This window comes from Mycobacterium sp. BK086 (assembly GCA_004362315.1).
Classification (GTDB): Bacteria; Actinomycetota; Actinomycetes; order Mycobacteriales; family Mycobacteriaceae; genus Mycobacterium.
Genome location: SNWL01000007.1, coordinates 473,411 through 485,643, shown reverse-complemented (window position 1 = coordinate 485,643; position 12,233 = coordinate 473,411). Strand labels below are relative to the sequence as shown.

At 67.7% G+C, this 12,233-nt stretch carries 5 protein-coding genes; all 5 read right to left on the bottom strand.

Translation table 11 applies throughout. The features are described 5' to 3' along the window. Nucleotides 1–3: 3 nt before the first annotated feature. Nucleotides 4–1,443, bottom strand: a complete 1,440-nt coding sequence (locus tag EV580_RS26015; RefSeq protein WP_133694877.1) for a sugar nucleotide-binding protein — start codon at nucleotides 1,441–1,443, stop codon at nucleotides 4–6. A 16-nt stretch (nucleotides 1,444–1,459) separates the two neighbouring features. After that, entirely contained in the window at nucleotides 1,460–2,458 is a 999-nt protein-coding gene (gene rfbB / locus EV580_RS26010; protein ID WP_133694875.1) for a dTDP-glucose 4,6-dehydratase, read from the bottom strand. Next, nucleotides 2,458–3,327: a glucose-1-phosphate thymidylyltransferase RfbA gene (gene rfbA / locus EV580_RS26005; protein ID WP_133694873.1), complete on the bottom strand. Its 870-nt coding sequence runs from the start codon at nucleotides 3,325–3,327 to the stop codon at nucleotides 2,458–2,460. The genes rfbB and rfbA overlap by 1 nt, the downstream gene beginning before the upstream one ends. Next, a complete protein-coding gene (locus tag EV580_RS26000; RefSeq protein ID WP_133694872.1) occupies nucleotides 3,324–9,794 on the bottom strand; it encodes a beta-ketoacyl synthase N-terminal-like domain-containing protein in 6,471 nt (2,156 codons plus the stop codon). Before EV580_RS26000 ends, rfbA begins: the two co-directional genes overlap by 4 nt. After that, a partial coding sequence (locus EV580_RS25995; protein ID WP_166654890.1) for an SDR family NAD(P)-dependent oxidoreductase occupies nucleotides 9,791–12,233 on the bottom strand: 2,443 nt, incomplete at its 5' end. The genes EV580_RS26000 and EV580_RS25995, both read right to left, overlap by 4 nt.

The following is a 12,233-nucleotide window of genomic DNA, read 5'->3' as shown; positions in this document are numbered from 1 at the left end:
TCGTTAGCGGGCCGCGGTCTGGCTCGCGTTGCTCTCCGCGCGGATGTAGTCCACCAGCGTCTCGTCGGCGGCGGCGGGCACGAATCCGGTGGACTCGATCTTCGTCAGGTCGAGCACACCGCGCAGCGGGCGCGGCGACACCGGAGTGGCAGCAGTGCTGAAGTACTCCTCGGTCGATACCCCGGTCACCCGGCCCGGATCGTGGCCGGCGAGTTCAAAGGTCCGTCGCGCCACGTCGGCCCACGAGGTGACCGGGCCGGACCCGGTCATGTTGTACGTGCCGTATGGCGCGCGGTTCTCGGTCAGGTGCCGGATCGCCCGGGCCAGTTCCGAGGTGAAGGTCAGCCGGCCGACCTGGTCGTCGACCACCGAGGGGTCGATACCGCGCTCGGCCAGGGAAAGCATGGTGCGCACGAAGTTTCGGCCTTCACCGATCACCCACGAGGTGCGCAGGATGTAGTGCTTGTCCAGCGTGGAGATGATCTGATCGCCGGCAGCCTTCGTCTGCCCGTAGACACCGAGGGGTGCCATCGGATCGTCCTCGCGGTACGGCCGCGTCGCGGTGCCATCGAACACATAGTCCGTCGAGACGTGCACAACGGTCAGCCGGTGCGCCGCCGCGACCCGCGCGAGATTCGCGATGCCGGTGACGTTGGCGGCCCATGCCGCCGCACGCCCCTCCGGGGTCTCGGCGACGTCCACCGCCGTGAAGGCAGCCGCATTGATGATCGTGTCGTAGTCCCGCCAGGAGCGCGCCGACGCGAAATCCGGTGAGGTGAGGTCGAAGTCGGGCAGGTCGACATACTCGACGTACGAAGCCCCGTCGAATGCCGCCCGCAGCGCGCGGCCCAGCTGGCCGTTGCAGCCGATCACCAGAGTCTTGCGCGGCTGGACGGGAACCACCTCGGACAGCGGCCCCTGGGCCTTGTCCTTGGCGGACAGTTCGGCCTGGTCCAGCGGAATCGGCCAGTCGACGGCGATGGTCGTGTCGGCCGGGTTCAGCGAGGTGTAGACGCCGTCGGGTGAGTAATGGTCGTTGACCAGGTAGGTGTAGGCGGTGTTGGGTTCCAGCGTCTGGAATCCGTTGCCGACGCCCTGCGGCACGAACACCGAACGCGACGGATCGACCTCCGCGGTGACCACGGTGCCGAACGTCGGCCCGTCCCGCAGATCGACCCACGCGCAGAAGATGCGGCCGGTGGCAACCGAGATGTACTTGTCCCACGGCTCGGCGTGAATGCCCCGCGTGGTGCCGGCCGATTCGTTGAACGAGACATTGTTCTGCACCGGTCCGAAGTCGGGCATACCGGCGGCAATCATCTTCTCGCGCTGCCAGTTCTCCTTGAACCAGCCGCGGTTGTCGCCGTGGACAGGCAGGTCCCAGATCACGAGCCCCGGAATTGCCGTGGCCGTTGCGCGCAGCGTCTTCCCGAGCTCCGTCATCCCCCGTGCTTTCCTGTCACTGCCCGATGCGGGCGTAGAACGCTTCTGTGGCATCTTTGCTGGGTACCCACCAGTCCTCGTGATCGCGGTACCACTCTATGGTCGCGGTCAGGCCCTGTCCGAAATCTGGATACCGTGGCCGCCACCCGAGCTCGTCCCGCAGCTTAGTCGCGTCGATGGCGTAGCGCAGATCGTGGCCGGTCCGGTCCGGCACCTGCTCGTAGTCGTCGGCGTCGTGACCCATGAGCGTCAGGATCATTTCGATGACGGTCTTGTTGTCTTTCTCCCCGTCGGCACCGATCAGATACGTGTCGCCGATGCGGCCCTTCTCGAAGATCAGCAGAACGGCCGCTGAATGGTCGTCGGCGTGGATCCAGTCCCGCACGTTCAGGCCATCGCCATAGAGCTTGGGCCGAGTGCCGCGAAGGACGTTGGTGATCTGGCGGGGAATGAACTTCTCGACGTGCTGGTAGGGCCCGTAGTTGTTGGAGCAGTTCGAGATCGTCGCCTGCACACCGTAGGAACGCATCCAGGCCCGCACCAAGAGGTCGCTGCCGGCCTTGGTCGACGAATACGGCGACGACGGATTGTAGGGACTGGCTTCGGTGAACCGTCCCGGGTCGTCCAACGCCAGATCGCCGTACACCTCGTCAGTCGAGATGTGGTGGTAGCGGACGCCGTATTTGCGGACCGCCTCCAGCAGCGCGAACGTACCGATGAGGTTGGTGTGCAGAAACGGCTCCGGGTCGTCCAGTGAGTTGTCGTTGTGGGTTTCGGCGGCATAGTGCAGAACCCCATCAGCGGACGCCACCAACTTGTCGACCAACTCGGCGTCGGCGATGTCCCCGTGGACGAAGGTCACCCGGTTCTCGGGCAGGGCTGCCAACGATGCCCGGTTGCCGGCGTAGGTGAGCTTGTCCAGCACGGTGATGTGATGGTCGGTGTGCTCGACCGCGTAGTGCACGAAGTTGGATCCGATGAAGCCCGCGCCTCCGGTGACCAGTAGCTCAGCCACTAGGCGCCCCTTTCGAGTAGATCCAGCAGGTACGTTCCGTAGCCCGACTTCACCAGTTTCTCCGCACGCTCACGCAGCTCGTCCTCGCTGAGAAAGCCTTGCCGCCAAGCGATTTCCTCGGGCACACCGATCTTGAGGCCGGTGCGGCGTTCCATCGTGCGCACGAAGTCGGCCGCATCGGTCATCTGGTCGAACGTCCCGGTATCCAACCAGGCCGTGCCGCGCGGCAACACCTGCACGCGCAACCGGCCCTGCTCGAGGTAGGCACGGTTGACGTCGGTGATCTCATATTCACCCCGATCACTCGGGGAGAGGTCCCTCGCGATGTCCACGACATCGTTGTCGTAGAAGTACAGACCCGGGACCGCGAAGTTGCTCTTGGGTTGCTTGGGCTTCTCTTCCAGCGACACCACCACGCCGCTGGGGTCGAATTCCACGACACCATAGGCCGACGGCTCGGCCACCCAGTACGCGAAGATCGCCCCACCATCGATGGTGGTGAAGCTCTTGAGCTGGGTGCCCAGGCCCGGCCCGTAGAGCAGATTGTCACCCAGGATCAGGGCGACCTTGTCACCGCCGATGAAGTCGGAGCCGATGGTGAAGGCCTGCGCCAGCCCGTCCGGCGACGGCTGTTGGGCGAATGTGATCGACACCCCGAACCGCGATCCGTCACCCAGCAAGCGTTCGAAACTCTCCGCGTCGTGTGGAGTGGTGATCACCAAGATGTCGCGAATCCCCGCCAGCATCAACGTCGACAACGGGTAATACGCCATCGGCTTGTCGTAGACCGGGATCAGCTGCTTGGAGACGCCGAGCGTGATCGGATGCAGACGGGTGCCTGAGCCGCCCGCCAGGACGATCCCTTTCATGGCGCCTTGCGGATGACACGAACGCCCATCCCGCGGGTCTCGTAGATGCAGAGGTCATCGCACCAGAACCGACCGTCGAACACGACCAGCACGCCACGGTCATCGCTCTGCGTGGACTGGATCTCGATTTCGGATTTGGTCTGCTTGTTGGTCGGCGTGACCTGGCCGCGGAACTTCCAGCTGAACATCTGGTCGAGAGCCACCGGCTCGAACTCGAATTCGTCACCGGCGCCGACCAACCCGGCCAACCGCACCGCTGCGCGCGCCGCCTGCTGCATGGCCTCCAGCCCGAGCGACCCCGGCTGCACCGGATCCTGGAAGAAGTGGGCCTTGAAGAACCAGGCTTCGGGGGTGACGTCGTACTCGGCGACCAGCCGGCCCAGGCCGGCCTCTCCCCCATCCGGCCAGAAGTTCACCCGGTCGATGACCTGCAGCCGGCCCTGGTCCAGCCACGGCGCTCCGTCGAGTTCGGCGGCCCGGTAAGACAGGGCGACCGGGGCCGGCACGGAAAGCGCCTCCAGCACACCGGGTTTCATTCGCAGGCCGACCTGGGTCTTGAGCGCTTCCGGGCTGAAGAACCCGAACGCCGTCTTCATCGTCATGACGACTTCATCGTCCTGCGTGCAGACGACGTCGAAGAACACGATCGTCGAGCCGGCGCCGTCGGCAAAACGTTCCAGCGTCGACGTCACCCGCAGCGTCCCGACCCGCGCGGGCCGGCGTTGGACGACCTCGCCACCGTCGAGATTGCGGAACACCACGTCATCATGACGATTGGCGGCGAAACCGTTGTACGAGGACAACCAGCCACACGGCTGCAGCAGGATTTCGATGAGCACCGGCATCGGAACCGCATCGACGTGGGCGTCCCCGAAATACCACTCACCGGCGGGAACGTCGTATTCCGCGACCACCGTGCCGCCCTTGGTGGGCACCCCCGGCGGGCTGGAGACGCTGAGCACCCGCGACATGAAGTGGTAGGGCTCGTCGGGCAGGCGCGGCGCCCGGCGGGTGCCGTCGAACGGTGCGTACAGCGCACCGAACGCATCCGAGGGCATGCCACGCCCGCAGGCCAGCAGAGCGCCCTGATCGCCGCGAACATCGTTGGTACCGGCCAAGATCTGCACGGGGCCGGGCGCACCGGGCGGCATCGGCCAGTCCGGGACCAGACGCATACCGAAGCGCCGGGCGTGGAACACCTTGAAACCGTCACTGCGGCAAAGCAATGCGGCGAACACGGTGGGGGTCGGCCCGTCGATGATCTCTTCGATGAACACCTCGTAGTCGAGCATGTGATCGGCGTCGGGAGTCACCTGCCCGCGACACACGAAGCGCGCCATGTCATCCGGGACGGGCTCGAACCGCCAGCCGTCGCGCTCGATGGTGAACCCGTAGGCGGCCATCGCGAAGGACAGCGCCTGCGTGGCCGCGTCGGCCATCAGCGTGCCGGGCATGCAGGGATCGTTCTTGAAATGCCCGTCGTAGAACCACATGTCCTTGGGCACCGCGGCGGTGGCGCGCAGATAGCCACGGCCCCATGGCCCGCCGGTCGGATCGAATTCGGCGATCTCGTCGATCAACCGCAGCTTGCCCTTCGGCAGCGACGGCGTGCGAGTATGGGCGGCCGCGCGTTCGAATCCGGCTCCGAAACACGAATACGCGTGGCCGTCGGTGAAGGCCTCGAGATCCTCGCGGGTGAACGACCGCTTCTGTGTGATGACGGCCGGTTCGTCGCGGACCGCGCCGTCACGCGGAGCGTCGTCGGCGGCGTCCCACAACACCCCGTCCGACTCGGCCAGTTCCGCATCGGAGAAGAAACCGGCCTGACCATTGCGCACCGAGATCATCAGCCGGTCGCCGATGTAGCAGTCGTAGTGGAAGAAGAACAGCCGGGTGTCACCGGTTTTCGCGTGCCCGTCGATGTGGATCTCGTAGTGCAGCGTGTCGCCACCCTTGGGCAGTTCACCCATGAACGTCAGATCGCACCCGAGCAGGCGGTAGACCCGTTCGCTGCGGTTGGTGAAATCCGCGCCAAGGTACGAGGCGAGCAGCAGGTCGGCCTGTCCGCTCTCGATCACCACACCCGGCGACATCCGGCCGTTGTGGATGTACCAGGCGTCCGGGTCGACGTCGGTCTCGGTGACGATCAGACCGGTTCCCATCGTGCCGGGCTCACCCTCGATGCTCATCACCCGGTCGGCCAGCAGCAGCGGCGGTTCAGGCATCCGTACCAGGCGCTCGTACTGGTCGTACTCGGCGAACTTCGGCCCCATCACCTCCGAAACGTTGCCTCCGGCAAGTATTTCCAGCTGCGCGCGGGACCACAGGGGTTCCTTGGCCGGCGCGGGTCGCTTGCTGGGCGCCGGAGCAGGCGCGCTCGGTGCGGGAGCGGGCGCCGGCTTGACCGCCACCGGCGGCGGTGGCGGAGGTGCGCTCGGAGCAGGCGGCGCCGGGGGCATCGGTGCGGGCGCAGGCATGACCGGAGTGGGCGCGGGTGCGGGTGCGGGGAGCACCGGAGCGCTGGCCACGACCGTGGGCACCGATCCCCGTCGTCCCGACACCAGCGCGAGCAGATCGCCGCGGGACTTCAGGAACGAGGTGTGGGCCTCGGCTTGCCGCTCGAGGAACGCGGTGTGCGCATCACTGACCGAGGCAACCAGATTCAGTGCCGCGGTGGTCTGATCGCTGACTGCCGCGGCAGCCGGCGCGACCGGCTTGGCGACGACCGGTCTCGCCTCCGGCACGGATTGGACGACGACCTCTTGGGCGACCACCAGCGCCGCCGGCTGCGCCGGCGCGGGCGGCATGACTTGAACACTTCCGTGGTCCACCTGGGGCATGGGCACGCTTCCGTTCTTGGACACCGTCGTCGGCGTCGGCGTCGAAACAGTCTTGGGCACTTCGGGTGTCGCGACGATATCGGGCCAATGAGCGGCCAGCGTCAGCTTTCGGGTATTCCCGTCTTGTGCTGACTGGCCCTGTTCACGTAACTGCCGGATCCGCGCCTCGAAGGCATCGATGTCGACGGGCAATCCGTGAACCCATAGCTTGCAGACGCTTTCGGCCAGCGCACGCAGCCCGCGGCGCTCCTGGGCGTCCAGCGCGACCGCCAGATGTGGACGATCGCCGAGGATCTTCGCCACCGCGCCGGTCAGGATCGCGCGGGGCCCGTGCTCGACGAAGATCCGAACGCCGTCCTCCCATGCTTGGAGAATCGTGGCCGGGAAATCGATCGGTTCGAGGGCCTGCCGGGTGATCGCCTCGGCGGCGGCCTCCCGCGTCGGCACATACGCCCGGTTCACCGCGTTGGTGTAGAACCGGACGTCCGGCACCTCGTGCGTCTCGCGGGTGTGGATGTTGCGCCAGGTATCGGCGAACGGTGCCATCGCTTCGCAGTGGATGACCATGTCCAGACCCAGCGGTATCGCGGTCGCGCCCTCGACGGCGTCGATCACCCGCCGGCACGCCGCGGGATCGCCACCGATCACGCAATCGTCGGGTGCCTGAACAATCGTCATATATGCGCGCGACTCGAGGGCGAGCGCCGCGTCGACCTGCGCGCGGGGTGCGGTGATCCGCCAGCACTCCCACGGCGCGGGTTGATCACCCAGCCCCCAGTCGGCGGCCGCCACCCGGCATTCGCCGGTCAGCTCGTCGCCGTACATGCCGGACGCCTCGATCTCATCGAGCATCGGCTCCAGGTCGCTCCAGACCCCGAAGGCCATCAGTGAGTTCGTCTCACCCGACGAAAGACCAATGGCAGCAGCGGGTTTGAGACCCAGCACGGTGCGGGAGAACTCGGCCTGCGACTGGCAGACCAGCGCGCAACCGGTCAGCTGGGTACGCGGATCCAGGGTGGAGATCCCGGCACCGTGCAGAGCACGGGCCAGGTCGCCGACGCCGGAGAAGCGTTGGGTGAGCGCGTCACCGATCTCGGGCCACGCGAACAACAGATCCCGCCCGGCACCCGGATACGCCGCGGCGGCGCCGGTGAACGTGAACGCGAGTTCTCCGGTCATCGGCGTCTCGGCATACGCGATGCCCGGGACCACCGGCGCCTCGCCTCGTTCCAGCCGCTGCACGGCCTGCTGCCGAAGCGTGTCGAGCGTGGTCTGGCTGTCGCCGACCAACGAGCACCGCACCGGTCCGGTTCCGCCCGGCTCACCGCGTTGCAGCCGGCCCAGCAGCTCGGCCCGGTTCTCGGCGGCGTACCGCTCCGAGACCGGAACAACACTGACCGCCAACGGTTTCGGCGCACCGCCGGCCGCAGACACCGTGATTCCGTCGGCATGTCCGCCCAGCGCCTCTACCCACACCGCCGCGGTGGTGCCGCCCGGTGCCGGCTGCGCGCCGGCCTGGTCTACCCGTACCCGCGCGCGCACGGCTTCCGCGCGGGCCGCGATCTCCACCGCCGCGCTGGCCGCGTGGGTGCGGCCGATCCGCGCCTCGGCGAAGTTCGAATCCGTCGCGATCGGCTCGTCGTCGGTATCGATGACGGCGATGATCTCGTCACCGGCGGCTTCGGCGTCGGCGCGCCGCTTGAGGACGAACGCGGCGGCCGCATCGCCGTGCGCCACACTGGTGTCCACGTCGAGCGCATCCGCCGCGCGCGAATGTGCCGGCTCACAACACATGTCGACGGCGCCGGCGACAACCGTGTCGAGTTCGCGGTGCCGCAACGCGCGAATGCCGATCTGCAGCGCGGTGATCGCGGACAGTTCCTCGGTCGAGACGGTGAAGCCGAATCCGCGGAAGTCGCGCTGCGCGTGGATGCGATTGGCGGGAATGTTGGGCATGGTTCCGATCACGCCGTCGGCGGTCAACTGTGGGGCGGCCTCCTTGTTGGCCTCCAACCACCGATCGTCGTCGGCGTTCAGCACCCGCAACCGCTGCCGCGCAATGGTGGCGTCACACCCCATGCCGACGAATACCCCGGTGCGTTCCGGGTCCGTGGTCACGTTGTGCAGCGCCTCCCCCGCGGCCGCCAGCATCACGGTCTGCTGGCTGAGGCTGCCCGCGAGCTCCTTTGGCGGAAAGCCAAGGCCGGCAAGGTCGAGCTCGACGGCGTCGAGCGGGGTGGGTTGCGCCTCAGGACCGAGGACGCGGCGACGGAACGCCTCAGTGTCGCGGGCGTCACCGGTGACCACACCGATTCCGCAGATGACGATCTCGTCGTCCGGCGGCTGCTGGCGGGGCGTTGAAGGGATGGGGCCCCGGTAGTTCTCGACGATCAGGTGCGCGTTGTTGCCGCCGAACCCGAAGTTGCTGACCGCCGCGCGTTTGACTTCGCCGTCCCACGGTGTCGCGGTGGTCACCAGGGTGAACGGCGTGCCGTTCAGCTTCTCGGTGGGCTGCTCGCACACCGTCGGCGGAATGGTCGACGCCTGCATGGCGGAGAGCACATTCACCAGGCTGGCCGCGCCCGACACCGTGATGGTGTGGCCCAGATTGCCTTTCAGCGCACCCAACTTCAGCGGAACGTCGCCGTATGCCGCCGCGATGCTCTGCAGTTCGGTGGCATCACCCAGCGGTGTGCCCGTGGCGTGGCAGTCCACGTAGTCGATATCGGCCGGTGTCAGGCCCGCCTGTTCGAGCGCGGACGCCATGGCCCGGGTCTGTCCGCCCACGGCCGGTGCCAGGAAGCCGCTCTGGCGCCCGTCGTTGGAGAGCCCGACCCCCAGGATCACCCCGTGGATGTGGTCGCCGTCGCGTTCGGCGTCTTCGAGGCGCTTCAGCGCGACCAGCGCGGCACCGTGCGAGGGCACCAGGCCATCGGCTTCGGCGTGGAACGGCCGAGAGCGGCCCGACGGGCTGAGCGCCTGCAGCGACGTGAAACCCAGATGCAGGAACAGATCGTCCGAACCGTTGACACCGCCGGCGAGCATCACGTCCGCGTCACCGTCGTGCAGCGCATCGCAGGCCAGCTTGATGGCGTAGAGCGACGATGCGCATGCCGCGTCGAGTGCGTAGACCGGGCCGTTCATCTCCATCGCGCCGGCCACCAGATGCACCGGCAGCCCCGACGAGAAGCGGTTGCGCGGGTCGTCGTTGCCCTGGCCCGTCCACACCGACTCGACGAACGCGGTCCCCATGGTGCTCGGATAGGACAGGTTGCCGACGATCAGCCCGGTTCCCGGTGCTGCGAGCGGTCCGCCCAGCGCCTGCTGCGCACACTGGGCAAGCCACGGCACGATCGGGTCGAGCCGGTCGAAATCAGGTATCCGCGCGGCGAATTGGGTCAGGTCGAACGATGTCTCGACATAACCGCCGGTCGCCGAGGACACCCGCAAGCCCTGTTTGTCGCTGGCCAGCAGCTTTCCGGGGTCCACCCCGCGCCATTGGTCGCGCGGGGTGGGCGTCAGCAGGCAGCGTCCAGTCAGGGATGCGTCGAACAGCTCCTCCGGCGTTGCGGCACCTGGCAGTACACAACTACGTCCGACGATCGCGACGGGTTCGAACCTGCTCACGCCGACGTGTCCGCGGCGGTGCCCGCAGCGTAGAACTCCACACCTTCCAGCGTTGCGACGAGCGCACCGTCAGAGGTTTCGTACGCGATATCGAAGTCGACCCGCTTGTCGTTGACCGGATGCGCGGCCAACCGGCATCGGCCAATGCTGCCGTCGCCGAACGCCCGGTGCAGCACGACCCGACCGATCCGGATCGGCAGGACAAGGGGGCGTCCTTGCGCGCTCGCCCAGACGATGCCCAGCTGCAGGCCGCCGTCGATGCTCGCGGCGTCGACCGCCCAGCCGTTCTGCGGCCAGCCGAGCTCCTCGAGACTCTTCAGAGTCGCTGAGCCACCGGCAGTTCCGAACGCATCGAGTGCGGAGATGACCTCGAACTGCGGGCCGTGGAACAGCGGGCCGGCATAGGCGTCCCCGACACCCAACGGCCACGCCGACCCCGACACCTGCGGCACCGAGAGTTCCGGTGACGCGACAGCTTCGGTGTCCACCGTCGCGCGGTAACGCGCCCGGCCGTCTCGGTCGATGATCGACACGGTGTACGACGAGGAGTCGGCCGGCTCGAAATCGATGGTGAGCGACTGTCGTTCACCCTCGGTGAAGGTCACACCCGAGAGCACCTGGAAGTCGCGGACCACCGGGCACGCATCAGCGACCAGCCCACGGGCGCCGCGCAGCATCGCGTCCAGCGCGATCACCACGGGCACCACCACCTTGCCGCGAACCTGGTGATCGGTGAGCACCGGCAGATCTTCGGCCGACACCTCCCAGTCCAGTCGCGCCGCACGCAGTCGCGGCTCCGCGGGTGCGGCGACCACGACCGCTGTTGCCGACGAACGGCACAACGCGTGCTCGGCGAAGAACTGCGCACCCTCGGCGATCGGGATGACACCGACACCGCCGGCCAGGAACCGGCTCTTCAATGTGGCGTCGACCATGCCGCCATCCCACGGGCCCCACCCGAATGCGCGCACCACGCACTCGCCGTTGCGGCGCGCGGACTCCCGGGCTGCGATGGCCTCCAGCGCGGCATTGGCTGACGCGTACGCCGCCTGCCCGGGGTTTCCGGCACGCGCCGCGATCGAGGAGAACAGCGAGATGAAGCGCAGTTCGTCGGTCGACGTTGCGTCCAGGAGCGCTTCGGCACCAACCAGTTTCGTGGTGAACACCTTGACGAATCCGTCGTCGTCGAGATCCTCTAGCCGCTTGTCAGCCAGCACACCAGCACCGTGGACGACACCGACGATCGGGCCGAAGCTCTGCCGAACCTCGTCGAGCACGCCGCGCAGGGCGGCCTCGTCGGTGATGCTCGCCGCGAAGTAGCGCGCCGGGGTGCCCTGCCGCTCTGCGGTGGACAGGGTGGCGCGGACCTCGCGCTCGGCAAGCAGGCTCTCGGCCTGTGCCCGGGCCTGCGGCAGGCTCAGCTGCTCGCCACGTGCCCGCGCCGATGCCGCCAGTGCGGTGGCGATTTCGGCGGCGGTGGTGCCCGCCGGCTCATCGGCGGAGACCTCACGCAGCGGCGTGCGGCCCAGTAGGACGAGCCGCAGTCCATGCTGCTTGGCCAGCGCGAGCGCCGATTCCGCCGTCACACCACGTGCGCCGCCGGTCACCACGACGACGCCGCCGGAGGCGACACTGATCGTCTCGCCCTCCCCCACCGAGGATTCGATGTCGTCGACGGCGACCAACCGCGTGCCGTCAGCGCGCAGAGCGACCTCGATACCGCTACCGCCTTCCAGCAGTTCAGCGACCAGCCGATCCGGATCGAGGGTTTCCATGTCGATGGCACGCACCGAGGCGTTGGGCCACTCCCAGCCGGCGGTCTTCACCAGGCTGGCAACCCCAACGGGCACGTCGGCGGCGACGAACCGACCGCCGGTCGACTGCACGGTGACGAAGAGCCGCGTGGGCGCACTGCTCTGGGCCACACTGCGGGCGGCGTGGAAAGCCAGCACGTGTACCGCGACACAGTCTTCCGGTGTGCGGGCAAGGGCCAGCGCGGCCAGGCTGATCACGGCACCCGCTTCGGCGGGCAGCTGGTCGACTGCCCGGGCCTGCAGGCCACGAGCGGTCATCGCCCGTTCGAGCGCGTCGGCGAAATCGGGATCTTCACGGGTGATGAAGACGACGCCGTCGCGCAGGCCTGCCATCGCCAACCCGCTGGGCGGCGCCGCCCGCAGTTCGGCTTCGGTGCAGGACAGGCCGACCGGCGCTGATGACTCCGGAGCCGAATGCAGCACTGCGGCAGCCTGATCGGTGCTGCCTCCGGCGGAGAAGCCGGACACGGTGTCGACAACGTCCTGCAAGGTGCGCAGATTGGCCAGCTCAGAAGCCGGGATCTCCGGAGCACCAGGGAACTTCGCCTGCAACGCCGCCAAAATCTCGACCTGCTTGATCGAATCGATCCCGAGCTCAGCCTCCATCTCCATGCCCAACCCGAGC

Coding starts and splice junctions, on each gene's coding strand:
- EV580_RS26015 (WP_133694877.1), bottom strand. CDS start 1,443: ATGACGGAGCTCGGGAAGACGCTGCGCGCAACGGCCACGGCAATTCCG.
- rfbA (WP_133694873.1), bottom strand. CDS start 3,327: ATGAAAGGGATCGTCCTGGCGGGCGGCTCAGGCACCCGTCTGCATCCG.